This is a genomic window from Stutzerimonas stutzeri (assembly GCF_002890915.1).
In the GTDB taxonomy this organism is placed as follows: Bacteria; Pseudomonadota; Gammaproteobacteria; order Pseudomonadales; family Pseudomonadaceae; genus Stutzerimonas; species Stutzerimonas stutzeri_AF.
On record NZ_POUT01000005.1, the window covers coordinates 219,393 to 244,924 of the forward strand.

The window sequence follows — 25,532 nt, forward strand, 5'->3', positions numbered from 1 at the left end:
GTGCCGCCCCTGGGCGCGACAGGTTGTGGCCGTCGACCATCGAACAGCCGGAGGCCGGGCCTGATGCTGACGTTGTTGCACCTGCTTTCCGCCATCGCGCTGCTGGTCTGGGGTACGCACATCGTGCGCACCGGCATCATGCGCGTCTATGGCTCCCATCTGCGCCGCCTGCTCGGCCACAGCATGGCCAACGCACCGCTGGCCTTCGGTGCCGGCATCGGCGTCACCGCGCTGGTGCAGAGCAGCAACGCCACGGCGCTGTTGACCATTTCCTTCGTCGCCCAGGGCCTGATGGCGCTGCCGACGGCGCTGGCGATCATGCTCGGCGCGGACGTCGGCACCGCGCTGATGGCGCGGGTGCTGACGCTGGACCTGTCCTGGCTGTCGCCGCTGCTGACCCTGGTCGGGGTGAGCCTGTTCCTTTCGCGCAAGCAGAGCCGTGCCGGCCAGATCGGCCGGGTGCTGATCGGCCTGGGGCTGATCATCCTCGCCCTGCAGTTGATCGTGCATGCCGCCGAGCCGATCACCGAGGCGCGCGGCATGCAGGTGCTGTTCTCCTCGCTGGCCGGCGATACCCTGCTGGCGGCGCTGGTCGGCGCGCTGTTCGCCCTGCTCTCCTATTCCAGCCTGGCGGCGGTACTGCTGACCTCGACGCTGGCCGGCGCCGGCCTGATCAGCCTGCCGGTGGCGCTCGGCCTGGTGATCGGCGCCAATATCGGCAGCGGCCTGCTCGCCTGGCTCAACGCCAGCGTGCAGCCGGCGTCGGCGCGCCGGGTGGCGCTGGGCAGCCTGCTCTACAAGCTGGCGGGGCTGGCGGCACTGCCCTTCCTCGGGCCGCTGGTGGCCTGGATGGATACCCTCGGCTACAGCGCACAGACCCAGGTGATCGGCTTCCACCTGCTCTACAACAGCCTGCGCTGCCTGATCCTGCTGCCCACCGTGCAGCCCATGAGCCGGCTGTGCGAACGCCTGCTGCCGGAACGCGTGCTGGACAACGGCGTGGCGCAGCCGCGGCACCTCGACCCCGCCGCCCTGGACATGCCGAGCCTGGCGCTGGCCAATGCGGTGCGCGAGACCCTGCGCATCGGCGACCTGGTTGAAATGATGCTGGCGCGCCTGCTCGAGGCGCTGCAGGAGGATCGCGCGGCACCCGGCGAGGAGATCCGCCGCCTGGACGACGACGTCGACGCGCTCTACAGCGGCGTGAAGCTCTACCTGGCGCAGATGCCGCGCGAGGACCTGGCCGAGCAGGAGGGCCGGCGCTGGGCGGAGATCATCGAGCTGGCGATCAACCTCGAACAGGCCGGCGACATCATCGAGCACATGGCCAGCAAGGTGCAGAACCTCAAGACCGCCAAGCGCCGCTCCTTCTCCGACAGCGGCCTGGAGGAGCTCGGCCAGTTGCATGCCCTGCTCGGCGCCAACCTGCGGCTGGGACTGTCGGTGTTCCTCTCCGGCGACTCGCACAGCGCGCGGCAACTGCTGCAGCACAAGCGCCAGTTTCGCAAGCTGGAGCGCGAGCTGGCCCATTCGCACGTGCAGCGCCTGCACCAGCAGGTGGTGGAGAGCATCGAGACCAGTGCCGCGCACCTGGAACTGATCGCCGACATGAAGCGGCTCAATTCGCTGTTCTGCAGTGCGGCCTATGCGGCGCTGGAGGGCCAGGGCGGCAAGGGCCACGCCACCGAGGCGGGCCGCGACAGGCTGCCGGTAGAGCAGCATCTGCCCGGCAAGCCTGCGTAGGGCGGGTTGTAACCCGCCGAACGAGGCACGCATCCATGTCACGGCTTGCTTGAAAGCATCGCCCCGGAGTCGGCTCTCGTAGGAGCGGGCCATGCCCGCGAAGGGCAGCCACGCGGGTGCATCGACCTCGTTCGCAGGCATGGCCTGCTCCTACGTCCTCTTGAGCAAAAAGAACCCCGGCGATGCGCGAGCACGGCCGGGGTTGGAGGTCGCGATCAGCGTTGCTTGCGCCGTCGCTGCATCCAGACGATCAGGCCGAACAGCAGCAAGCCCGGCACCCACATGATCTCTTTCTGCCAGCGGTCGGTCGGCGCACGTACCGAGAGGATCTCCTGGTCGAATTCCAGTCCCGCCTCGGCCGCCGGGCTGCCGAAGGCGACGCTGTCGACCAGCAGCTTGCCGTCGTCCTCGTAGGTCACCAGGCCGATCTTCTCCAGCTTCTCCTCGCCGGAGGCGCCATCCGGGATCGCCAGCAGCAGGACGAATTCGCGCGGATCGCCCACCGCGTCCTCGCCGCGTACGCGCAGGCGCAGCTGGCTGTCCTCGTCCACCCCGCCCAGGGCCTCGACCAATTGCGCCGGGGGGATGTCCTGGTAGGGGTCGTGGAGCATGTCCATCCAGAACCCCGGGCGGAACAGGGTGAAGGCCACCAGCAACAGCAGCAGGCTCTCGTACCAGCGGCTGCGCACCAGGAAATAGCCCTGGGTGCCGGCGGCGAAGATCAGCATCGCCAGCGTGGCCACCAGGAAGATCAGCACGCCGTGCCAGAAATCCACGCCGATCAGCAGCAGGTCGGTGTTGAAGATGAACAGGAACGGCAGCGCCGCGGTGCGCAGGCTGTAGTAGAAGGCGGTGATGCCGGTCCTGATCGGATCGCCCTTGGACACCGCCGCCGCGGCGAACGAGGCCAGGCCCACCGGGGGCGTGACGTCGGCCATGATGCCGAAGTAGAAGACGAACAGGTGCACCGCGATCAGCGGCACGATCAACCCGTTCTGCTGCCCCAGCGCCACGATCACCGGCGCCAGCAGGCTGGACACCACGATGTAGTTGGCGGTGGTCGGCAGGCCCATGCCGAGGATCAGGCTGAGGAACGCGGTGAGCAGCAGCATCAGCAGCAGGTTGCCCATCGACAGCAGCTCGACCAGATCGGCCAGCACCAGGCCGACGCCGGTCTGCGACACCGCGCCGACGATGATGCCGGCAGCCGCGGTGGCGATACCGATGCCGATCATGTTGCGCGCACCGGCGATCAGGCCTTCGCGCAGGTCGATCACGCCATCGACGAAGGTGCCGTCGCGGTGGTTGCCGTCACGGCGCAGCCACGACAGCAGCGGGCGCTGGGTGAGCAGGATGATCACCAGCATCACCGACCCCCAGAACGCCGACAGGCCGGGCGACAGCCGCTCGATCATCAGGCACCACACCAGCACCACCACCGGCAACAGGAAATGCAGGCCGGAAAGCAGCACCGGACGCGTCTCGGGCAGCTTCTCCAGCGGCATGTTCGGGTCTTCGTGGGGCAGCGGCGGGTTGCTCGCGGCAATCTTCAGCAGCCCCAGATAGACCAGCGCCAGCAGCGCGCCGATGACCCACAGCGCGGCATCGCCGAGCGCCGGCTTGAGCCAGCCGAGGCCGTAGTAGACCCCCAGCGACAACCCGGAAATCAACGCCGCGCCGAAGGCGAAGCCGATCAGCCGCTGCATCCACGGCTTGGCCACATTGGCCCGCGGCAGCGCCTGCAGGCCGAGCTTGAGCGATTCCAGATGGACGATGTAGACCAGCGCGATATAGGAGATCAGCGCCGGCAGGAAGGCATGCTTGATCACCTCGACATAGGGAATGCCGACGTATTCGACCATCAGGAACGCCGCGGCGCCCATCACCGGCGGCATGATCTGGCCGTTGACCGAGGAGGCGACTTCCACCGCGCCGGCCTTCTCCGCCGAGAAGCCGGTGCGCTTCATCATCGGGATGGTGAAGGTGCCGGTGGTGACCACGTTGGCGATCGAGGAGCCGGAGATCAGGCCGGTCATGCCGGAAGCCACCACGGCCGCCTTGGCCGGACCGCCGCGGAAATGCCCGAGCAGGCTGAACGCCAGCTGGATGAAGTAATGCCCCGCGCCGGCACGTTCGAGCAACGCGCCGAACAGCACGAACAGGAAGACGAAACTGGTGGAAACGCCGAGGGCGATGCCGAACACGCCTTCGGTGGTGATCCACTGGTGATTGGCCAACGCGGTGAAGCTGACGCCGCGGTGGGCCAGCAGGCCGGGCATCCAGGGGCCGGCGATGCTGTAGATGAGAAATACCAGCGCGATGATCGCCAGCGGCGGGCCGAGCGCGCGACGGGTAGCCTCCAGCAACAGCGGAATGCCGACGCAGGCGGTGAGCAGATCCAGGGTGGTCAGGTTGCCGGGGCGCTGCGCCAGTTGTTCGTAGGCGATGAACAGGTAGGCGGCACTGGCCGCGGCGACCAGCCCGAGGGCGATGTCCAGCAGCGGTACCCGGTCGCACGGCGAGCGCTTGGAAGCCGGGTAGGCGAGAAAGGCCAGCAGCAGGGCGAAGGCCAGGTGAATCGAGCGGGTCTCGGTGTCATTCAGCACGCCGAAGCCGAGGACGAACGGCAGCGGCGAGGCGATCCACAACTGGAACAGCGACCAGAGCAGCGCGAGCCCGGCGATGACCGCGGCCATCGCGCCGGTGGGCAGGCGCGCACCGACATCCTGGGCGATCAGTTCCTCGGTGGACAGTTGTTTGTCTTGCATGAAATGAGGCCTGTTTTTTCAGGTAACGGAAACCGCAAAAACCCGTGGCCGGCCGGCGCACGGGTTTTCGGGCTAAGGCATTGCCAGCAAGGCCGCCCGGTGGGACGACCGCTCGCGCCTTACAACCAGCCACGTTCCTTGTAGTAGCGCTCGGCGCCTTCATGCAGCGGCGCACTCAGACCGACCTTGATCATCTCTTCCGGCTTGAGGTCCTTGAATGCCGGATGCAGGCGCTGGAAGCGCTCGATGTTCTCGAACACCGACTTGACCAGTTGGTAGACGACTTCGGCGTCGACCTTGCTGGTGGTCGACAGCACGGCCTTGCCGCCGATGGACTGGGTCGGCTGGTCGTTGCCCTTGTACAGGCCGCCGGGAATCTCGGCCTTGGTGTAGTAGCTCTTCTCCGCCAGCAGCTTGTCGATCTCCGGGCCGGTGATCGGTACCAGTACGGCATCCACGGTGGTGGTCGCTTCCTGGATCGCGCCGTTGGGGTGGCCGACGAAGTAGGTCATGGCATCGATGTTGTTGTCGCCCAGCGCGCTGGCCTGTTCGGCCGGCTTCAGTTCGGCGGCGAGCGAGAACACCGACTTGTTCCAGCCCTTCTCCTTCATGATCTCTTCGAGGGTGTCGCGCTGGCCGGAGCCGGGGTTGCCGATATTGACGCGCTTGCCCTTGAGGTCATCCAGGCCCTTGATGTTGGCGTCACGACGCGCAAGCACGGTGAAGACTTCACTCTGCAGGGAGAACACCGCACGGATGTCGTCCATCTTCCCTTCTTTCTCGAAGGGTACGGCGCCTTCCATCGCCTTGTACTGGTGGTCGGACTGCATGATGCCGAAATTGAACTCGCCACTGCGCAGGCCGTTGACGTTGGCCACGCCGCCGCCACTGGCAGGCGCATTGCATTTGAGGTTCTCGGCGTTGCGGTTGACGAAGCGGCAGATCGATTGCCCCGCCACGTAGTAGACCCCGGTCTGGCCACCGGTGCCGATGGTGACGAACTTCTCTTGCGCCTGCGCCATACCGCTCAGGCCGGTTCCCGCCAGTGCAGCGGTAAAGATCCATGCCAAGGATTTGCCTTTCATGGATGCACTCCTTTTGGTTGTTTTCGAATGCCCGGCATCCCTTGTGAGTCTGCGCGGTGTTGGGAGTCTAGCAGCGTTGCGGACAACGAACAGCGCCCTGACCGATTGCCGCAGGGCATGCAGCCGGCGGGCTTGTTCCATCATCCCGACAATGGCAGACTGCCACTAGTTTCGTAATACGAAAGCTGCTTTACCGCTCAGGACGTAAGGGCCTGATAGCTGAGGCGCCTGCCGTGGCCATCCTGTCGGATGCGCCATCGCCGGCGCCTTTTTCGTTGCCACCGGACATCGCCGCAACGCCACGGACGACACGAGACAGTCATGAAACTTGCATACCGTACTGCGCCGCGGTGAACGCCCATGCCGAGCGACGAGACCACCCAGTTGCGGGCAGCCTTGGAAGAAACCATCCAGGTCCTCGAGAGAACCCGCCACTCCTTCAAGTCGCGGGAACTCGGGCAGCTTCGGCGGCGCCTGCTGGACCTGCTCGAGCAACTGGAGGAGCCGCAGGCCGATAGCGACCCCGCATGAGCGGAACCGGACAACGATCCCGGCATGACGGAAACAACACAGACGCTCACCGCGTCCAAGACAAGAGCGCTGCCGGGTCCGCTGACGGGCCGACGATGCAGCGCCGATATTCCCTTGCGTTAACCGCCCTTTTATTCATGGGAGATAACGCCAACATGCGCACGAACCTGCCGGTCACCGGCCACGAAATCAACGTCAGCGACCACGCCAACATCCTCTCGACCACCAACCTGGGTGGCGAAATCACCTATGCCAATGCGGACTTCGTCGCTATCAGCGGTTTCAGCGAAGAGGAACTGCGGGGCCAGCCACACAGCATCGTGCGTCATCCGGACATGCCGTCGCAGGCCTTCGCCGATCTCTGGAGCTGCCTGCGTGGCGGGCAATCCTGGATGGGGCTGGTCAAGAACCGCTGCAAGAACGGCGATCACTACTGGGTCAGCGCGTTCGTCACGCCGGTCAGCCGCAACGGTCGGGTGGTGGAATACCAGTCGGTGCGCACCCGGGCACAGCCCGAGCAGATCCGTGCCGCCGAAGCCTATTACCGCCAGCTGCGCGACAAGCCGGGCGCCGCGTTCCTGAGCAAGCTCCAGCTGGGCATGCGCGCCCGTGTCGGCCTGCTGGCAGCGCTCGGCGTCGTGCTCGGCGGCACCCTGGGCGCCCTGTTCGGCGGCGTGCCGCTGCTTGCCGCGGCCCCCGGCATCCTGCTCGGCAGCCTCGGCGCCGCCGCCCTGGGCAGCCTGGCGCTCGCCCCGTTGCGGCGGCTGGCGTGGCAGGCACGGCAGGTCGGGCACAATCCGGTCAGCCAGCGGATCTACACCGGCCGGCGCGACGAGATCGGCGAAATCGCCTTCGCCATGAAGATGCTGGAAACCGAAGCCGCCGCCATGGTCGGGCGCATCGCCGACTCCAGCGGCCTGCTCAGCAACCATGCCCGCGAACTGCTCGCCGCGATGCAGGGCAGCACGCAGAGCGCCTCGCGCCAGCAGCAGGAAACCGACAAGGTCGCCACCGCGATCAACCAGATGGCAGCCAGCGTCCAGGAGGTCGCCCTGAATGCCCAGCGCACCGCCGAGGCGGCGGCGCGGGCCGATGGCGAGACGGCCAGTGGCCGGCAGATCGTCGGCCTTACCGGCAGCAGCATCGTGCGCCTGGCGGACGATATCCAGCAGGCCACCGACGTCATCCACCAGCTGGAGGCGCACAGCCAGGAGATCAGCCGCGTGCTCGACGTCATCCACGGCATCGCCGAGCAGACCAACCTGCTGGCGCTCAACGCCGCCATCGAGGCGGCGCGCGCCGGCGAGCAGGGCCGCGGCTTCGCCGTGGTCGCCGACGAGGTGCGCGGGCTGGCCTCGCGCACCTCATCGGCCACCGCCGATATCCAGAGCATGATCGGCACGCTGCAGGCCGGCGCGCGGGAGGCGGTGCAGGTCATGCAGCGCAGCCGCGACCAGGCGCAGCACAGCGTCGGCCATGCCGGCGAGGCCGAGCAGTCGCTGCATGGCATCAACAGCCGGGTCAACGAAATCAGCGCGATGAGCAGCCAGATCGCCGCCGCGGTGGAACAGCAGAGCGCCGTCAGCGAAGAGATCAACCAGAGCATCGCAAGCATCCGCGGCGGCTCCGACCAGCACGTGGCAACCGGCCTGCAGAGTCAGGAAAGCGCCTCGGGCATGGCCCGCCTGGCAGATGGCATGCAGGAGCTGGTCCAGCAGTTCTGGGGACGCCGCCGGGCCTGAGCGGGCGGCCCTCAGACCTCGCTCGGCACAAAGCGCACCCGCACCAGCAACCCGCCGAGCGGGCCCTGCGCAAGCTCGATGGCGGCGCGGTGGGCGCGGCTGATCTCGCCGACGATGGCCAGGCCGAGCCCCGCGCCCTGGCCGCGATGGTCGCGCCGGTAGAACCGCGCGAAGACCCTGTCGCGCTCCTCCAGCGGGATGCCCGGGCCGTCATCCTCGACCTCGAGCACGCCGCCGTCGAGCACCCGCAGCACCACGTTGCCGCCCGCGGCGGTATGCGCCAGGGCATTGTCCACGAGGTTGCTGAGCAGTTCGCTGAGCAGCGTCGGCTCGCCGCTGACCCACACCGGCCGCTCGGCTTCCAGCGCCAGGGCGACGCCGCGCTGGTGCGCCAGCGCGGCCATGGCCAGGCCCAGCTCGCGGGCCAGCTGCGAGAGGTCCAGGCGCTGCGCGCCGCCTTCGGCGATGGCCTGCGCGCCGCTCTCGATGCGCGCCAGGGAAAGCAGCTGATTGGCCAGGTGGATGACCTTGTCGGTGCTCTGCCCGGCGTCCTCCAGCGTGCTGCGCCAGGCGGGAGGATCGGCGTCGCGCAGGCCCAGCTCGATGCGCGCCTTGAGTGCCGCCAGCGGCGTGCGCAGCTCGTGGGAGGCGTCGGCGATGAAGCGTGCCTGGCGTTCGAACTGGCCGCGCAGGCGCTCGGTGAAGCCGTTGAGCGCGACCACCAGCGGGCGCAGCTCACGCTGCACGCTGACCAGTGGCAGCGGCCGCAGATCGTCCGGTGCGCGCTCCTGCACCGCCTCGCTGAGCCGGCCCAGCGGCCGCAGCGCGGCACTCACCGCCAGCCATACCAGCAGCAGCGCGGCGACGGCCATCAGCCCGACCCGCCACAGGGTATCGGTGAGCAGGCTGCGCGCCATGCGTTCACGGGCGCCGAGGGTTTCGGCCACGCGGATCTCGGCGATGCCGTTGAGCGCCGGTTCGCTGACCGGCTGCAGCAGGCTCACCAGGCGCACGCCCTGACCCTGGAATTCGCCATCGTAGAAGCGCGCCAGGGCCGGGTAATCGTCAGTGCGCGGGGTGTCGGCGGCAGGCGCCGGCAGGTTTTCGTAGCCGCTGATCAGCCGCCCCTCGGTATCCAGCACCTGGTAGTAGATGCGCCCGGCGCTGTCATAGGCGAAGGTGTCGAGCGCCACGTAGGGCACGTTGGCGCGCAGCTTGCCGTCATTGGCCACCAGGCCGTCGGCGATGGCCCGGGCCGAGGCCAGCAGGGTGCGGTCGTAGGCGGTGTCGGCAGCGGCGCGGCCGTTCCAGTAGGCGCTCCAGCCGCTGAACAAGAGCAGCAGCGCCAGCAGGATCGCCAGCCGGCGCAGCAGCCGGGCACGCAGGCTGCCGGCAATTGGCGGCTCAGCCATCGAGCGCCTCGAGCAGGTAGCCCAGGCCGCGGAAGGTGACGATGCGCACCGGCTGGCCCTCGAGCTTCTTGCGCAGGCGGTGGATGTAGATCTCGATGGCGTCGGCGCTGGCGTCCTCGTCCAGGCCGAACACCTGGGCGGCCAGCTGATCCTTGCTCATCACCCGGCCGGGACGGGCGATCAGTGCCTCGAGCACGCCCTGTTCCCGGGAGGTCAGCGCCAGCGGCTCGTCGGCCAGGCTGAAGCGCCGCGCGTCCAGGTCGTAGATCAGTACGCCGCAGCGCTGCTGGCGCTCGCCGCCGCCGACGCTGCGCCGCAGCAGCGCCTTGACCCGCGCCTCCAGCTCGGACAGCTCGAACGGCTTGGCCAGGTAGTCGTCGGCCCCAAGGTTGAGGCCGTGCACGCGATCGCTGACCTCGCCGCGCGCGGTGAGCATCAGCACCGGCAGTGTCTTGCCGCGCTCGCGCAGGCGCGCCAGCACCTGAAAGCCATCCAGCCGCGGCAGGCCGACGTCGAGAATCGCCAGCGCGTAGTCCTCGCTGGCCAGCGCCAGGTCGGCGGCGATGCCGTCGTGCAGCAGGTCCACGGTCCAGCCGGCGTCACGCAGCGCCTGCGCCACGCTCTCGGCCAGCTGGGGGTGATCCTCGACCAGAAGAATCCGCATTGCCTGTCCTCTGCCATTGCGACGGGGCGCCAGTGTAGCGGCAGACGGCAAGCGTCGCCGCAGGCTTTCGACACTGAAAGGCTGGCGAAAGCTTGACCCCATAGGATCGCTTACAGGTGGCTCGATCCACCCCGCGCGGCGCATGCGCCGTCACAACAAAAACAATAGTGGAGATACCCCGATGCTGACTGCCGTCAGACGCTCACCCGCTCCTGCTCGTCTCGCGCTCGCCGTTGCCGCCGCCTCGTTGGCGCCGCTCGCCCAGGCCGCGTTCATCGAAGACAGCAGTGCAACCCTGCAGACCCACAATATCTACCTGAACCGCGATTTCCGCGAAGGCACCGCCCAGTCCAAGCGCGAAGAGTGGACCCAGGGTTTCATCCTCGACGTGCAGTCCGGCTTCACCGAAGGCACCGTCGGCGTCGGCCTGGATGCACTGGGCATGCTCGGCGTCAAGCTGGACGCCGGCGGTGGTCGCGCCGGCACCGACCTCTTGCCGGTGCAGGACGATGGCGGCACCCCGGACGAGTTCAGCCGCCTGGGCCTGACCGCCAAGGCGAAGATCGCCGAGACCGAGCTGCGCTATGGCTCGCACATCCCGGAGCTGCCGGTGGTCAAGGCCAGCGACAGCCGCACGCTGCCGCAGGTGTTCGAAGGCGGCACCGCCACCTCCAAGGATATCGAAGGGCTGACGCTGATCGGCGGGCGCCTGGACAAGGTCATCGACCGCGCTTCGACCAACTCCCAGGACCTGCATCTGAACAACAAGAACAGCCGTTTCGCCAGTGCCGCCGAGGCCGATCACCTGACCTTCGCCGGGGCCGAATACGCCTTCAACAAGAACCTCACCGGCCGCTACTACTACGGCGAGCTGGATGACGTGTACCACCAGCATTTCTTCGGCCTGCTGGCGGTCAAGCCGCTGAGCGACAACTCCGCGCTGAGCGCCGACCTGCGCGTGATGTTCAGCGACGACAGCGGCGCGGCCAACGCCGGCAAGATCGACAACCAGGCCTGGAACGGCATGCTCGGCTACAGCCTCGGCGGGCACAAGGTCAGCCTCGGCTACCAGCAGATGCGCGGCGATACCGGCTATGCCTATATCGATGGCAGCGATCCGTTCCTGGTCAACTTCGTGCAGATCAACGACTTCGCCAACGCCGACGAGCGCTCCTGGCAGGCCCGTTACGACTACAACTTCGCCGCCATGGGCATCCCCGGGCTGACCTTCCTGACCCGTTACATCTCCGGCGACAACGCCGAATACGCGGGCGGCAGCAACGGCAGCGAATGGGAACGCGACATCGAGCTGAAGTACGTGGTGCAGAGCGGCCCGCTGAAGAACGTGGCGGTGCGCTGGCGCAACGCGATGTTCCGCTCCGACTTCGCCCGTGACGCCGACGAGAACCGTCTGATCGTCAGCTACAGCCTGCCGATCTGGTAAACAGAACAAGAACGCGAGGAACACCCGATGAAAACCACACTCAGCCGTATCGCCCTGCTGTCGTCCTGCCTGCTGCTCTCCAGCCAGCTGCTGGCCGAGCCCAAGCGCCCCGAGTGCATCGCCCCGGCCAAGCCCGGCGGCGGTTTCGACCTGACCTGCAAGCTGGCCCAGAGCGGCCTGAAGGACGGCGGCCTGCTCAAGGCGCCGATGCGCGTCACCTACATGCCCGGCGGCGTCGGTGCGGTGGCCTACAACGCCGTGGTCGCCCAGCGCGCCGCGGAGGCCGGTACCATCACCGCCTTCTCCAGCGGTTCGCTGCTCAACCTCGCGCAGGGCAAGTTCGGTCGCTACGACGAAACCGCGGTGCGCTGGCTGGCCGCGGTCGGCACCGACTACGGCGCCATCTCGGTGCGTGCCGATGCGCCCTACCAGGACCTCGACGATCTCATCGCCGCGGTGAAGAAGGACCCGGGCAGCGTGGTGTTCGGTGCCGGCGCCACCATCGGTGGGCAGGACTGGATGCAGACCGCACTGATCGCCCGCGCCGCCGGGGTCGATCCGCAGAAGCTGCGCTATGTCGCCTTCGAGGGCGGCGGCGAGACGCTCACCGCCATGCTCGGCGGCCATGTGCAGGTCACCTCCAGCGGCCTCGGCGAAGTCACCCCGCAGCTCGACGCCGGCAAGATCCGTATCCTCGCCGTGCTCTCCGACGAGCGCCTGCCGGGCAAGCTGGCCGACATCCCCACCGCCAAGGAGCAGGGCTACGACATCAGCTGGCCGGTGATCCGCGGCTTCTACATGGGGCCGGAAGTCTCCGACGAGGACTTCAACTGGTGGAAGAGCCAGTTCGACAGCCTGCTGGCCGACGAGGACTTCGCCAAGCTGCGCGAGCAGCGCGACCTGTTCCCGCTGTCGATGACCGGCGATGAGCTCAAGGCCTTCGTCGAGAAGCAGGTGCAGGACTACAAGGCGCTGGCCGGCGAGTTCGGCCTGGTCAAGTAACCGAGAACCCGGCCCGGGCCCTCACTGGGGCCGGGCCGTCGCATCCTGAGGTATCCCGTCATGTACGTACGTGTCTTCGCCGCGGCGTGGCTGCTCGCCTGCGCCGGCCTCGCCCTGCTCGCCTGGGGTTTCGAGGCACCCTTCGCCTACGACCCGGTCGGCCCGCGCGCCTACCCGCTGCTGCTGCTGTTGCTGATGGGCTGCGGCGCGGCGTGGCTGCTGTGCAAGCCGCACGGCGAGCCGACGCCCGCGTTCGACTGGACCATGGCCCTCCGGGCCGTGCTGTGCGTGCTGGTGCTGCTGGCCTATGCCCTGCTGTTCGAAATCCTCGGTTTCGTCATCACCACCGCCCTGGCCGGCTTCGCCCTCGGCCTGCTGTTCAACGGCCGGCTGTGGCCCTGCGTGATCAGCGGCGTGCTGCTCGGCGTGCTGCTCTACGGACTGTTCGATTACCTGCTGGACGTGCCGCTGCCGCTGGGCCTGCTGCGCGTACTGGAGAACTGAAATGGAAACGTTGAATTTCTTGCTGCAGGGCTTCGATGTCGCCACCCGGCCGACCAACCTGCTGGTGGCGCTGTTCGGCGCCTTCGTCGGCACCGTGGTCGGCCTGCTGCCGGGCCTCGGCCCGATCAACGGCGTAGCGCTGCTGCTGCCGCTGGCCTTCGCCCTCGGCCTGCCGCCGGAGACCGCGCTGATCCTGCTCGCCGCGGTGTACCTGGGCTGCGAATACGGCGGCCGTATCTCGGCGATCCTGCTCAACGTGCCGGGCGATGCCGCGGCGGTGATGACCACCCTCGACGGCTACCCGCTGGCGCGCCAGGGCAAGGCCGGTATCGCCCTGTCGCTGTCGGCAGTGAGCTCGTTCATCGGCAGCATCATCGCCACCTGCGGCGTGGTGCTGTTCGCCCCGCTGCTGGCCAAGTGGGCGGTGGCTTTCGGCCCGGCGGAATACTTCGTGCTGATGATCTTCGCCATCGCCTGCCTCGGCGGCATGGTCGGCGACAAGCCGGTGAAGACCCTGATGGCCGCGCTGATGGGCCTGGCCCTGGCCACCGTCGGTGTCGACTCGACCACCGGCGTCTACCGCTTCACCTTCGGCAGCGTCAGCCTGTCCGACGGCATCCAGTTCGTCATCGTGGTGATTGGCTTCTTCAGCGTCAGCGAGATCCTGCTGATGCTGGAGAAGACCCACAGCGGGCAGCAGGCGGTCAAGGCCAGCGGTCGGCTGCTGTTCAACCTGAATGAGTTCTGCCTGACCTTCTGGACCATGGTGCGCAGTGCCGTGGCCGGCTTCGTCATCGGCACCCTGCCGGGCGCCGGGGCGACCATCGCCAGCGCCATGACCTACATAAGCGAGAAGCGCATGGCCGGCGACAAGGGCCGCTTCGGCGATGGCGACCTGCGCGGCCTGGCGGCACCGGAAGCCGCCAACAACGCCTCGGCCTGCGGTTCGCTGATCCCCATGCTGACCCTCGGCGTGCCGGGTTCGGGCACCACCGCGGTGATGATCGGCGCGCTGACGCTGTACAACATCACCCCCGGCCCGCTGCTGTTCGAACAGCAGCCGGACGTGGTCTGGGGCCTGATCGCCTCGCTGTTCATCGGCAACGTGATCCTGCTGGTGATGAACATTCCGCTGGTTGGCCTATTCTCACGCATGCTCAGCGTGCCCAACTGGGTGCTGGTGCCCACCATCACCGCGATCAGCCTGGTGGGGGTGTACTCGGTGCATAGCACGGTGTTCGACCTGGTGCTGATGGTCGGCCTCGGCGTGTTCGGCTACCTGCTGCGCAAGCTCGATTTCCCGCTGTCGGCACTGATCCTCGGTTTCGTCCTCGGTGAGATGATGGAAGACAACCTGCGCCGCGCGCTGTCGATCTCCAACGGCGAGCTGGGCATCCTCTGGGGCAGCCCGATCACCCTCGCGCTATGGGCCCTGGCGGCACTGATGCTGGCCATGCCGGGGATTCGCTGGTGGCTCAAGCGCCGCCGCGGCGGCATGTTCGAGGCACAGGCCTGAGATGCGCCGCCGGCTGCCCGGCTGGTGGGCGACACCGCTGCTCGGCGCGCTCGGCGGCTGGCTGGCGAGCCTGGTCCACTGGCCGCTGCCGTGGATGATCGGCTCGCTGCTGGCGGTGATCGCGGCACGCTGCAGCGGCTGGCTGGTGACGGAGGTGCCCCATGCCCGGCAGGCCGGCCAGTGGCTCGTCGCCAGCGCCATCGGCCTGCACTTCACCAGCGAGGTGATGCAGCAGGTGCTCGCCCATTTCGGCGTGATCCTCGCCGGGGCCTTCGGCACCCTGCTGCTGAGCCTGATCGGCATCGTCATCCTGCTGCGCAGCGGCAGCGACCGCGCCACGGCGTTCTTCGCCAGCATGCCGGGCGGCGCCAGCGAGATGGTCAACCTGGCCAGCCGCCACGATGCCGAACCGGCCCGGGTTGCCGCCGCACACAGCCTGCGCCTGCTGCTGGTGGTGCTGATCGTCCCGGCGCTGTTCACCTGGGGCCTGCCGCCGGTAGCGCCGCCGCCACCCGCGGCGGTGAACGGGTTCTGGCTGGCCGTGCTGCTGCCCGCCGGCGTGCTGCTGGCGCTGCTGTGGGGCAAACTCGGCCAACCCAATCCATGGATGCTCGGCCCGCTGACCGTCTGCGCGGCGGCCAGCGTGATCTTCGATCTGCACATCGGCCTGCCGGCCGGGGCCGGGGCGCTGGGCCAGTGGCTGATCGGCTGTTCGCTGGCCTGCCACTTCGACCGGCCGTTCTTCCGCAGTGCACCAGCGTTCCTGCTGCGCATCCTGCTTTTCACCCTGCTGGCGATGCTGGTCGCCGCCGCGCTGGCCAAGGGCCTGGGCGGCGTGACGGCGCTGGATGCAGTGTCGCTGATGCTCGGCATGATGCCCGGCGGCATCACCGAGCTGTGCCTGACGGCCGATGCGCTGCAGCTCTCGGTGGCGCTGGTCACCGCCTTGCAGGTGCTTCGCCTGTTCCTGGTGATGTTCCTCGCCGAGCCGCTGTTCCGGCTCTGGCAGCGAAAGATGCCCTGAGCACGCGCCCGGCGGGTCTTCAGCCGAAGAACCAGTAGCACACCCCGACCGCCGCAACGATACCGGCCAGGTCCGCCAGCAGCGCGCAGCCCACCGCATGCCGCGCGCGCTGGATGCCCACCGCACCGAAGTACACCGCCAGCACATAGAAGGTCGTCTCGGTGCTGCCCTGCACCGTCGCCGCGACCAGTGCCGGGAAGCTGTCCACGCCGTGGCTCTGCATGGTCTCGATCAGCATCGCCCGGGCCGCGCTGCCGGAGAACGGCTTGACCAGCGCCGTGGGCAAGGCCTCGACGAAACGGGTGTCCCAGCCCAGCCCCTCGACCAGCCAGCGGATACCTTGCAGACCGAAGTCCAGCGCGCCGGAGGCACGCAGGGCGCCGATGGCACAGAGCATGGCGATCAGATAGGGCAGCAGGTTCCTCGCCACGTCGAAGCCTTCCTTCGCGCCTTCGACGAAGGCCTCGTACACCGGCACCTTGCGCAAGGCGCCCACCAGCAGGAAGGCGATGATCAGGCCGAACAGGGTCAGGTTGCCCAGCAGCGACGACAGCGAGGCCAGCGCGGTGGCCGACAACCCTGCCAGCAACGCCATGAAGCCCCCCAGCAGCAGCGCGCCGGGCACGAAATAGGCCAGCACCACCGGGTCCCACAGGCGCAGGCGCTGGACCAGCGCGACCGCCAGCAATCCGGCCAGCGACGAGGCGCTGGTGGCCAGCAGGATCGGCAGGAATACCAGCGTCGGGTCGTCGGCGCCCTGCTGCACGCGGTACATGAAGATCGACACCGGCAGCAGCGTCAGCGAGGAAGTGTTGAGCACCAGAAAGAGAATCTGCGCGTTGCTCGCCACCGCCGGCAGCGGGTTGAGTTCCTGCAAGGCGCGCATGGCCTTCAGGCCGATGGGGGTGGCGGCATTGTCCAGGCCCAGGCCATTGGCGGCGAAGTTGAGGGTGATCAGCCCCAGCGCCGGGTGGCCGGCGGGCACCTCGGGCATCAGGCGGCGGAACAGCGGGCCGAGCAGGCGCGCCAGCCATTCGATCAGCCCGGCCTTTTCGGCGATCCGCAGGAAGCCCAGCCACAGCGTCAGCGTGCCGAACAGCACGATCATCACTTCCACGGCCAGCTTGGCCATGGCGAACAGGCTTTCCACCAGCGCGGCGAACACCGCGGGATCGCCACCGATCAGCCAACGCCCCAGCGCGGCCACCGCGGCCACCAGAAAAAAGCCCAGCCAGAGGCCGTTGAGCATGTCGTTCTCCCGTCGAAACTGACCGGGATGATAGCGGTGCAGGTAGCGTTTGCGTAGGCAGGGCGAACCATCGACGCTGCTCGCCGGAGATGGCAGCGGTGTCCACCTCCGGCAGCAGCGCTGCCGAACCCGGTCCGTTGACGGAGGTACTCCCTGTACCCCTAGGTCACTTCGCCAGGCAAAGCGACCCGACCCCCTGGTTCACCCCGTTGCGGGGAGGCTGAGCGCGCGAGCGATCTGCGAAAAACGCTGCGCGACTCGGGATCGCCTTCGGCAAGGCGCGAACACGATCCGGCAATCTGGCATCCCGTGCCCTTGAAGCTCCTCGCAGTGCAGCCGCCCTTCACGGGCGGCTATCGATCGCATCAGATGCGCGGTCCACGGCCCCGGCCGAAGATCAGCGATGCCACGAACAGCACCAGGAAGACCACGAACAGGATCTTGGCGATGCCTGTAGCAGTGCCTGCGATACCACCGAAGCCCAGTACCGCGGCGATGATGGCAATGATCAGGAAGGTAATGGCCCAACTCAGCATGGTGTGACTCCTCTCGGTTCAGGAACGGTTCTCAACGGATCGGGTCGCGCCGACCGGTATCGATTGGTTACGCATCCGTGCTGGTTCGCTCGTACGTCCCCTTCGTTGCTCAGAACACCCAGCGCTGCTCAGACCGCACCTGGCGGTAGTCGCTTGCCTGCGGCTGCTGGCCGGTCCGCATGAGCTCTACTGGTTGAGCGTCATACATGCGGATTCGTTCCGCGGAATGCTGCTGCGCCTGGCTGAGCGGTTGCGACATCGGCCGCTCGGCACCCATGATCAGCATGACCACCGCTGCCGAGAGGAAACCCTTGCTGGCCAATGAAAAGCGGGCTTGGCGATTCATCCTCAACTCCTTCTAAGCATGGCGAACTTCGTTGCTGGAGTGGTTGCAGGCCTCGTGCCAGACACGATCCTTATTTTTATCCTTTAATTTCAATTAGTTACGCTATTTATCGGATCATCTCTCCACTTAATTTGCACGAGCCGCCCTTTCGCTTCGGGCGTTTTGCACGAGACTCAATGCCGGCTCTGCTTCACCTTGCGCATGCGCTCGTGGCAGGTCCTGAGCCGCGGCAATTCGATGGCCAGCAGTGCGCGGACGTCGGGCTCGGCATCCTCCAAGGCGTCCTCGAAGGCATGGAGGATGCGTTCTTCGGTCTGCTCCAGCTGATCGACATAGGCGGTATCGTGGTTGCCGACATGCGCGCGGGTATCGGCATACAGCTCGCGCATGTGCCCGAACAGCGTGCCGCCCTGCGATGGTTGCTCGTGGCTCGCCGCGACCTTGACCGCCAGCGCCTGGATCACCTGCGTCTTGGCCTGGGCCATGTCGCGGAACAGGTGCTGCAACTCGACATCCTTTACTTGCTCGGCGGCATGCTGGTAGAAACGCTGGCCATCGCGGGTGACCTCGATGAGCTCGTTGAGCTGATTCATGGCTTGGTTCATGGGACCTCCTCACAACGGGTTGCGACTGGTGCCCGAATCGCCTGCGGCGATGGGGCGCGTATAGCCATTGGGTCGCAAGCCGCATGCCAGCCGCCCCGTCGCGCACGCTGCGCAAAATCAGGCACTTGCGTACGGCAGTCACGCCCGCCGGTATGCAGCATGCAGGAAAGGCTTTCCCGCACCGTGCAACTTGCAAGACTTTTCATAGACTAAAGCACGCACCAAGAGCGCAGCGGGCACCCCCTGCCGACGCCTGGCGGCGCCATAAAGCAATAAGGTTTTGCCGACACAACTGTTTCGCCTTATCTGATGGGAGCATCCATGGAACAAACGACAGACAACGGCGGACGCATCCTTCTGGTGGATGACGAAGCGGCGATCCTGCGCACATTCCGCTATTGCCTGGAAGATCGCGGCTACACGGTGATGACCGCCGCCAGCGCAGCACAGGCCGAAGCGATCCTGCAACGCCAAGTGTTCGACCTGTGCTTTCTCGACCTGCGCCTGGGCGAGGACAACGGCCTCGACGTCCTGCAGCAGATGCGCATGCTGGCGCCCTGGATGCGCGTGGTGATCGTCACCGCGCATTCGGCGGTGGATACCGCGGTGGACGCCATGCAAGCCGGCGCCGCCGACTACCTGCTCAAGCCGTGCAGCCCCGAGCAGTTGCGCCTGTCCGCCGCCAAGCAGCTGGAAGTCCGGCAGATGGCCGCGCGCCTGGAGGCGCTGGAAGGCGAGATGCAGCAGCGCAGCGATGCCATCGGCTCGCACAGCCCGGCGATGATGGCGGTACTCGAGACCGCCCGCCAGGTGGCCGATACCGACGCCAACATCCTCATCCTCGGCGAATCCGGCACCGGCAAGGGCGAACTGGCGCGCGCCATCCACACCTGGAGCCGGCGTTCGAAGAAGGCCTTCGTCACCATCAACTGTCCGTCGCTATCGGCCGACCTGATGGAAAGCGAGCTGTTCGGCCATAATCGCGGCGCCTTCACCGGCGCCACCGAAAGCACCCTCGGCCGGGTCAACCAGGCCGACGGCGGCACACTGTTCCTCGACGAGATCGGCGACTTCCCGCTGGCCCTGCAACCCAAGCTGCTGCGCTTCATCCAGGACAAGGAATACGAACGCGTCGGCGATCCGGTGACCCGCCGCGCCGACGTACGCATCCTCGCCGCGACCAACCTCAACCTCGAGGAGATGGTGCGCGAGGGCAAGTTCCGCGAGGATCTGCTCTACCGCCTCAACGTCATCACCCTCAACCTGCCGCCGATGCGCGAGCGCCCCGAGGACGTGCTGACGCTGGCCGAGCGCTTCCTGGCCTCCTTCGTGAAGAACTACGGGCGCCCGGCACGCGGCTTCAGCGATGCCGCGATCGCCGCGCTGAAGGCCTACCGCTGGCCGGGCAACGTGCGCGAACTGCGGAACGTGGTGGAGCGCGCCAGCATCATCTGCCCACAGCAGATGATCGAGGTCAGCCATCTCGGCCTCGGCGAACAGGCCGTCGGCAATGCGCCCCGGATCGGCGAACCGCTGAGCCTGGAGGCGCTGGAGAAAGCACATATCGCCGGCGTGCTGAGCACCAGCGACACCCTCGAGCAGGCCGCACGCATTCTCGGCATCGACGCCTCGACCCTCTACCGAAAGCGCAAGCAGTACGGCCTATGAAACTCCAGATGAAGCTGAGAACCCGTCTGTTCCTCGGGTTCTCGGCGTTGATGACGGTGGCCCTGCTCGGCCTGGTGCTGGCGCTGGTCAGCGTGATGCAGATGGCCAAGAGCCAGGAACAACTGATCCGCAACAACTTCGGCATCATCGAGATCAACCAGCAGTTGCGCCAGGCGCTGGGCAACCACCTGATCATCCTGGCCGGCCAGCAACGCAACGACGAGGCGCTGGCCTCGGTGCGGCAGTCGTTCGAGCAGGCCCTCGAACGCGGCATCGCCGAGGCCACCGACGAGGGCGACCGCCAGGCATTCCAGGCCATCGCCAGCGCCTACGCCAACTTCCTCGATGAGCTGGACGCCTCGCGCCACCAGAGCTGGACGCTGCTGGAGGACAACGCGCTGAGCCAGGCCTTCAATCAGGTGCGCGGCCTGATGGCGGACATGCAACGCAGTTCCTATGACAGGATCCGCGACACCGAGCTGCGCAGCCGCGACCGCGCGGCGCTCCTGGCCGGCCTGCTCGGGCTCACCGCCATCGCCGTGTTGCTGATCGGCTTCATCACCGCGCACAGCTTCGCCCGGCGCTTCGGCGAACCGATCGAACGGCTGTCGGCAGCGGCGGACCAGATCGGTCGCGGCGACTTCAACATCGAGCTGCCGCGCCCGCCGATCGCCGAGCTTTCCTCTCTGAGCCGCCGTTTCGGCCTGATGGCGCAAGCCTTGCACCAGTTCAAGCAGACCAACGTGGAGGCGCTGGTCAACGGCCAGCAGCGCCTGCAGGCACTGCTCGACAGCATCGACGACGGCCTGTTGATCATCGACCGCCAGGGCCGGCTGGAACATGCCAACCCGGTGGCGCAACGGCAACTGGCCTGGGAAACCGAACACCTGGGCGCGACCCTGGGTGAGGCGCTCGGCTCTCCGGAGCTGGACGACGCCGCGCGCCAGGTGCTGAATGACAAGCCGCTGTCCGGCCCGCCGCAGGACCTGGTCATCGAAGCCGACGGCGAACGCCGCCTGCTGGCCTGGCGCATCAGCCCGGTCAATCATCACGACGGCAGCATCAGCGGCGCCGTGATGGTGCTGCACGACGTCACCGACCAGCGCACCTTCGAGCGCGTGCGCAATGAGTTCGTGCTGCGCGCCTCCCACGAGCTGCGCACTCCGGTCACCGGCATGCAGATGGCCTTCAGTCTGCTACGCGAGCGCATGCACTACCCGCCGGGCAGTCGCGAGTCCGATCTGTTCGACACCGTCCACGAGGAGATGCAGCGGCTGGTCCGGCTGATCAACGACCTGCTGAATTTCTCGCGCTACCAGAGCGGCCAGCAGAAGCTGGAACTGGAGCAGTGCGACATCCCCGAGCTGCTCGAGGAAGCCCGCCAGCGCTTCGAGGTCGCCGCGGCCGGGCAGGACGTGCAATTGCAGCTGGAACTGCAGCAGCCCCTGCCGAGCCTGCTGCTCGATCGCCAGCAGATGGAGCGGGTGCTGGACAACCTGCTGAGCAACGCGCTGCGGCATACGCCCAAGGGCGGCGAAGTGCGCCTGCTGGCGCGCCACCATGGCGAGCGGATGATCCTCAGCGTCGAGGACAACGGCGAGGGCATTCCCTACAGCCAGCAGGCGCGCATCTTCGAGCCATTCGTGCAGATCGGCCGCCGCCGCGGTGGCGCCGGCCTGGGCCTGGCCCTGTGCAAGGAGATCGCCCAGCTGCATGGCGGGCGCATCGGTGTGCATTCGCGCATCGGCCACGGCACCATCTTCTACGTCGCACTGCCGATCTGATCGGCGAGCCCCCGCCAACCCCACGGCTCGTAATGATGGCAGGTTGGGTTGGCCTGCGAAGCCCAACATACGGTGCATCGGGCAACACACCGGCTGCGCCATTGTCTTCTCGCAGCCACATATGGCTGGACGTCGGTGTGTCATGTTGGGCTTCGTCGCTACGCTCCTCAACCCAGCCTACGTGGCACCCTGCGAACCGCGTAGTTGCCTAGCGACCGTCGTTGAGCACCTGCAGCAGCGCGGCGGTCTCGGCATCCGGCTCGCCGTCGAAGCGCGCCGGCCGGTACTTCATCTGGAACGCGGCGATCACGTTGCGCGTTTCCAGGTCCAGCTGCCCATGGCGCGGCACCTGGTAGCCCTGCAGCGCCAGCGCCTGCTGGAACCAGTCGATCGCCGGCAGGCCGCTGGCGGCATAGTGCGCCCGCTGTGCCGCCACCGCGGCGGCATCCGGCCAGGGCACCAGACCGGCATCGGCCAGGCGCTTCCAGGGAAACAGCGGACCGGGGTCGACCTTGCGCTGCGGGGCGATATCGCTGTGCCCGACGATCGCCCCGGGCTTGAGCCCATGGCGCGCCATGATGTCCTTGAGCAGCACCACCAGCGCATCGATCTGCTGCTCGGAATAGGGATACCAGAGCCGCCGTCCGTCGGCGCTTTCGACATAGCCACGGTTGACCAGCTCGATGCCGATGGAGCTGGCGTTCAGCCAGGTCCGCCCGTTCCACTGGCTCTCGCCGGCATGCCAGGCACGGCGGTCTTCGTCCACCAGGCGGTAGATGGTCGCCGGCGAGTCGCCGATCAGATAGTGGCTGCTGACGTCCCGCCCGAGGAGCAGCTCCAGCGAGCGCGGCAGGTCGCTCGAGGTGTAATGCAGCACGATGAACTGGGCGCGGCTGTCCTGGCCGGCGGAGGTATAGCGGGTGTCGATCCGCGGACCGGCGGCGCAGCCGGCCAGCAACAGGAGCATCAGGGCGATGGTTACGGCTTTCATCGGGACCTCTGTGTCGACAGCGCAATGACGCAGATGAACCGCGCTGCGCTGCCGGATTCGACTGGCGCCCGGCGCGACCTGCGGACGGGGCGGAGATTATACCCGGCGGGTCCCGCCTTCAGGCGACGTTTCGGCGCCGCCGCGACGGAGGCTGTTCGGCACCGTAGCGGCAACCACGGTTCCGGCGGACGGCGAACCGGTCAGGCCATCTCGATACGATTGCGCCCGGCGTCCTTGGCCCGATAGAGCGCCTGGTCGGCGCGCTCGAAGACACGCTCCGGCGTATCGCCGTCGACGAAGGCGCTGAACCCAGCCGACAGGGTGACCTGGATGCGTTCGCCCTTGAAGTGGAACGGGCAGGCCGCGATCGCCTGGCGCAGCGCCTCGAGCAACTGCTGCCCAGCAGCGGATGACGTCCCGGGCAGCAGCATCACGAATTCCTCGCCCCCGAAGCGGGCGATGAAATCGGTCTTGCGCAGCCGCTTGCGCAGTTCGCCGCCGATGATCTTCAGCACCCGGTCGCCGGCCAGATGGCCGTAGCCGTCGTTGACCCGCTTGAAATGGTCGACATCCAGCACCGCCAGCAGCAGCTCGCCGCCGTAGCGCTGCCAGCGCGCGAACTCGAGGTCGAGCCGTTCGTTCCAGGCGGCGCGGTTGGGCAATCCGGTCAGGGCATCCTGCAGCGCCTTCTGCCGCTGCATTTCCAGGTTCCCGCGCAGGCCACGCGCGGCCTGCTCTAGGCTGCCGATACGGCCGACCAGCTGCTGCAGGCGCTCGCCGAGCTTGTCTTCGTGCTCGCTGCGCTGGCGCTGGTAGGTATCCACCGTATTCAGCAGCCCGTCCAGGCGCGCCTCCACCACCTGCTTGAGGCTCGCCAGGTCGGTCGCCTGGCGCATGCTGGTCTGCAGCCCGCCGACCTGCTCGCGCAGCTCGGCATCCAGCGCCCGCGCGGCATCGCTGTTCTGGGTATGGCCCTGGTGGGCGGCATGCAGGTTGTCCTGCATGGCCGCCAGGCGTTCGTTCAGGGTCTGCAGGTAGTTCTCGAATTCACGCTGGCCCAGGTCGCTGACCGCGATCACCAGCATGGCGAGGTCGTCCAGCACCGGTACCAGCTCGTACCAGTTCAGGCCACGCTGGATGCGCTCGCGCAGCGTCTGCAGTCGTGGCTGGTGCTGTTCGGGCAGATGCAGGCCGTCGAGCAGCCCGCTGAGCGAGGCTTCGACCCGTTCGGCTACCACGCTATAGGCGGGCTCCGGCGATACCGGCAGGGCATGCTCGGCATCGGCGACCGTGTCAGCCACGGTTTCCTGCGGCGCCTCGTCCTCGGCTGTCGGCTCGTCCTGCGCCGGCTGCTCGACGAGCAGTCGTTCCGGCAGCGGCAGGGCGTCGGCCACGACGGCGGGATCGACCTCGTCATCATCCAGCGCCGGCTGCAGCCGAACGGTTGCCGATGGTGCGGTGGCGACGGCACATTCGCCGTCTTCCACACCGCCCTGCGCCACGGTGGCGGGCTCCGCCAGCGGTTCGCCCCCCCCGCCGAACAGGCGCCGCAGAAAACCGCCCCGCGGCATGGCCGGATCATCCTGCAGGCTCAGCGCCTGTTCCTGCAATACACTCAGCTCGCTCAACAGCGCCGGGATCTCGCGCAGTTGCGCCGCACGTTGATCGAGTTGCCTGGCGAAACGCTTGAGGGGCTTGCGCAGTTCGGCCGGCAACGGCAGCGCCTGCAGCTGGGCGGCCAGCCGGTGCAGCGCCTCGGTGAGCTGCACCGCCCGCTCCTGGCGGTGCCGCTCGGAGTCCAGCACGGCCTTTTCCAGGCGCGGTACCAGCTTGCTCAGGCCCTCATCCAGATCGCCGTCGCGCAGGACTCCCCGCATCTGCTGCAGGCAGCGTTCGACCGCCGCATCGGCACCCTCGACGGCGATGCTGCTGCGTACCAGGCTGCGCCGCAGCAGGTCGACGCGCTGCTCCCAGCGGGCCTCCAGCTGTTCCTGCTGCTCGACGAGCTGCAGGTATTTTTCCCGCCAGCGCTGGGCTTCGTCGCTCATATCGGCTCGCTCGCCTGAACCGGCAGGGTATCGCCCTGCAGCGAATCGGGCAGACGGATTTCCACCGCCACCGGCAGGTGATCGGAAATCGGCTGCGCCAGCACGTCGACGCGCTCCAGGGTCAGGCTCGGGCTCAGCAGGATATGGTCCAGGCAGCGCTGCGGCCGCCAGCTGGGAAAGGTCGCCTCGACCTGTGGCGCCAGCAGGCCGAGGTCACGCAGCGGAGAGTTCTCCAGCAGGTCGTTGGCATGGGTGTTCATGTCGCCCATCAACACCTGATGGCGGTAGCCGGCGATCAGCTCGCGGATATAGGCCAGCTGGCGCGCCCGCGCTCCGCCGCCCAGCGCCAGGTGCATCATCACCACCACCAGGGCATCCGCCCCCTCGCCGAAACGCAGCAGAATGGCGCCGCGCCCGGAAGGCCCGGGCAGTGGGTGGTCCTCCAGGCTCTGGGGCTCGAGGCGGCTGAGCACGCCGTTACTGTGCTGGGCGAAACGCCCGAGGTTGCGGTTGAGCTGCTGATACCAGTAGGGAAAGGCGCCCAGCTGGGCCAGGTGCTCGACCTGATTGACATAGCCGGAGCGCAGGCTGCCGCCATCGGCCTCCTGCAACGCGACCAGATCGTAGTTGCCGAGCAGCTCGCCGATGCGCTGCAGATTGCCGGCACGGCCGGGATGCGGCAGCAAGTGCTGCCAGCTACGGGTCAGGTAGTGGTGGTAGCGCTCGGTACTGATGCCGACCTGGATGTTGAAGCTGAGCAGTCGCAGGCGACCATCGGCCGGCAGCCCGCTGCTGGCCAGACAGTGCGAATTGATCCGCGCCTTGCCGGGCCCGGCGAGGCGCGGCGCGCTCCAGCGGCGCAGCATCGGC

At 67.5% G+C, this 25,532-nt stretch carries 21 protein-coding genes; 10 read left to right on the forward strand and 11 right to left on the reverse strand.

Annotation, left to right across the window (positions count from 1 at the left end):
• Positions 1 to 63 precede the first annotated feature (63 nt).
• Positions 64 to 1,743 carry a Na/Pi cotransporter family protein gene (locus CXK94_RS11390; RefSeq protein ID WP_102894433.1) on the forward strand — a complete coding sequence of 560 codons (1,680 nt, stop codon included), beginning with the start codon at positions 64 to 66 and terminating at the stop codon, positions 1,741 to 1,743.
• A 215-nt stretch (positions 1,744 to 1,958) separates the two neighbouring features.
• Here the strand turns inward: CXK94_RS11390 and CXK94_RS11395 are convergent, their stop codons facing one another.
• Both CXK94_RS11395 and CXK94_RS11400 read right to left on the reverse strand, forming a co-directional pair.
• Positions 1,959 to 4,511 (reverse strand): TRAP transporter permease, encoded by a 2,553-nt coding sequence (locus tag CXK94_RS11395; RefSeq protein WP_102894434.1) that lies wholly within the window; start codon positions 4,509 to 4,511, stop codon positions 1,959 to 1,961.
• Between the two features lie 119 nt (positions 4,512 to 4,630).
• Positions 4,631 to 5,596 (reverse strand): TAXI family TRAP transporter solute-binding subunit, encoded by a 966-nt coding sequence (locus CXK94_RS11400; RefSeq protein ID WP_037044578.1) that lies wholly within the window; start codon positions 5,594 to 5,596, stop codon positions 4,631 to 4,633.
• Positions 5,597 to 5,956: 360 nt separating this feature from the next.
• On the opposite strand from CXK94_RS11400, the gene CXK94_RS22420 reads away from it, so the two are divergent.
• Positions 5,957 to 6,127: a hypothetical protein gene (locus CXK94_RS22420; RefSeq protein WP_164838485.1), complete on the forward strand. Its 171-nt coding sequence runs from the start codon at positions 5,957 to 5,959 to the stop codon at positions 6,125 to 6,127.
• 155 nt (positions 6,128 to 6,282) lie between these two features.
• Entirely contained in the window at positions 6,283 to 7,869 is a 1,587-nt protein-coding gene (locus tag CXK94_RS11405) for a methyl-accepting chemotaxis protein (protein ID WP_102894435.1), read from the forward strand.
• An 11-nt stretch (positions 7,870 to 7,880) separates the two neighbouring features.
• On the opposite strand, the gene CXK94_RS11410 is transcribed toward CXK94_RS11405, so the two are convergent.
• A complete protein-coding gene (locus tag CXK94_RS11410; protein ID WP_102894436.1) occupies positions 7,881 to 9,281 on the reverse strand; it encodes a sensor histidine kinase in 1,401 nt (466 codons plus the stop codon).
• On the reverse strand, positions 9,274 to 9,945 hold the full coding sequence (locus CXK94_RS11415) for a response regulator (RefSeq protein ID WP_102894437.1): 672 nt from the start codon (positions 9,943 to 9,945) through the stop codon (positions 9,274 to 9,276). Before CXK94_RS11415 ends, CXK94_RS11410 begins: the two co-directional genes overlap by 8 nt.
• Before the next feature lie 181 nt (positions 9,946 to 10,126).
• Between CXK94_RS11415 and CXK94_RS11420 the strand changes: the two genes are divergently transcribed.
• From CXK94_RS11420 to CXK94_RS11440, 5 genes are read left to right on the forward strand one after another with little or no spacing between them, the layout of a single operon-like run.
• The gene (locus CXK94_RS11420) at positions 10,127 to 11,389 is read left to right on the forward strand and encodes an OprD family porin (RefSeq protein WP_102894438.1); all 1,263 of its coding nucleotides are present in this window, start codon (positions 10,127 to 10,129) and stop codon (positions 11,387 to 11,389) included.
• A gap of 27 nt (positions 11,390 to 11,416) precedes the next feature.
• Positions 11,417 to 12,391 (forward strand): tripartite tricarboxylate transporter substrate binding protein, encoded by a 975-nt coding sequence (locus tag CXK94_RS11425; RefSeq protein WP_102894439.1) that lies wholly within the window; start codon positions 11,417 to 11,419, stop codon positions 12,389 to 12,391.
• A gap of 60 nt (positions 12,392 to 12,451) precedes the next feature.
• Positions 12,452 to 12,895: a tripartite tricarboxylate transporter TctB family protein gene (locus CXK94_RS11430; RefSeq protein ID WP_037042984.1), complete on the forward strand. Its 444-nt coding sequence runs from the start codon at positions 12,452 to 12,454 to the stop codon at positions 12,893 to 12,895.
• Position 12,896: 1 nt separating this feature from the next.
• Entirely contained in the window at positions 12,897 to 14,411 is a 1,515-nt protein-coding gene (locus CXK94_RS11435) for a tripartite tricarboxylate transporter permease (protein WP_102894440.1), read from the forward strand.
• Position 14,412: 1 nt separating this feature from the next.
• Complete coding sequence (locus tag CXK94_RS11440; protein ID WP_102894441.1) at positions 14,413 to 15,435, forward strand: AbrB family transcriptional regulator; 1,023 nt, start codon at positions 14,413 to 14,415, stop codon at positions 15,433 to 15,435.
• 19 nt (positions 15,436 to 15,454) lie between these two features.
• Here the strand turns inward: CXK94_RS11440 and CXK94_RS11445 are convergent, their stop codons facing one another.
• The 4 genes from CXK94_RS11445 to CXK94_RS11460 form a co-directional block, all read right to left on the reverse strand.
• A complete protein-coding gene (locus tag CXK94_RS11445) occupies positions 15,455 to 16,684 on the reverse strand; it encodes a nucleoside recognition domain-containing protein (RefSeq protein WP_102894442.1) in 1,230 nt (409 codons plus the stop codon).
• Between the two features lie 365 nt (positions 16,685 to 17,049).
• Positions 17,050 to 17,220, reverse strand: a complete 171-nt coding sequence (locus CXK94_RS11450) for a DUF1328 domain-containing protein (RefSeq protein WP_014854442.1) — start codon at positions 17,218 to 17,220, stop codon at positions 17,050 to 17,052.
• Between the two features lie 109 nt (positions 17,221 to 17,329).
• Positions 17,330 to 17,566 (reverse strand): hypothetical protein, encoded by a 237-nt coding sequence (locus CXK94_RS11455; protein ID WP_037042989.1) that lies wholly within the window; start codon positions 17,564 to 17,566, stop codon positions 17,330 to 17,332.
• A gap of 173 nt (positions 17,567 to 17,739) precedes the next feature.
• Positions 17,740 to 18,171, reverse strand: a complete 432-nt coding sequence (locus tag CXK94_RS11460; protein ID WP_037042991.1) for a ferritin-like domain-containing protein — start codon at positions 18,169 to 18,171, stop codon at positions 17,740 to 17,742.
• A gap of 321 nt (positions 18,172 to 18,492) precedes the next feature.
• On the opposite strand from CXK94_RS11460, the gene algB reads away from it, so the two are divergent.
• Both algB and CXK94_RS11470 read left to right on the forward strand, forming a co-directional pair.
• Positions 18,493 to 19,839, forward strand: coding sequence for a sigma-54-dependent response regulator transcription factor AlgB (algB, locus tag CXK94_RS11465; protein ID WP_102894443.1), 1,347 nt, complete (start codon positions 18,493 to 18,495; stop codon positions 19,837 to 19,839).
• Positions 19,836 to 21,623 (forward strand): KinB sensor domain-containing domain, encoded by a 1,788-nt coding sequence (locus CXK94_RS11470; protein WP_102894444.1) that lies wholly within the window; start codon positions 19,836 to 19,838, stop codon positions 21,621 to 21,623. Before algB ends, CXK94_RS11470 begins: the two co-directional genes overlap by 4 nt.
• 208 nt (positions 21,624 to 21,831) lie before the next feature.
• Here the strand turns inward: CXK94_RS11470 and CXK94_RS11475 are convergent, their stop codons facing one another.
• The 3 genes from CXK94_RS11475 to CXK94_RS11485 all read right to left on the reverse strand — a co-directional run bounded on the left by CXK94_RS11475 (position 21,832) and on the right by CXK94_RS11485 (position 25,528).
• Positions 21,832 to 22,614, reverse strand: coding sequence for an N-acetylmuramoyl-L-alanine amidase (locus CXK94_RS11475; protein WP_102894445.1), 783 nt, complete (start codon positions 22,612 to 22,614; stop codon positions 21,832 to 21,834).
• A 200-nt stretch (positions 22,615 to 22,814) separates the two neighbouring features.
• Complete coding sequence (locus CXK94_RS11480; RefSeq protein ID WP_102894446.1) at positions 22,815 to 24,662, reverse strand: diguanylate cyclase; 1,848 nt, start codon at positions 24,660 to 24,662, stop codon at positions 22,815 to 22,817.
• Positions 24,659 to 25,528, reverse strand: coding sequence for an endonuclease/exonuclease/phosphatase family protein (locus CXK94_RS11485; RefSeq protein WP_102894447.1), 870 nt, complete (start codon positions 25,526 to 25,528; stop codon positions 24,659 to 24,661). The genes CXK94_RS11480 and CXK94_RS11485 overlap by 4 nt, the downstream gene beginning before the upstream one ends.
• Positions 25,529 to 25,532: the final 4 nt, after the last annotated feature.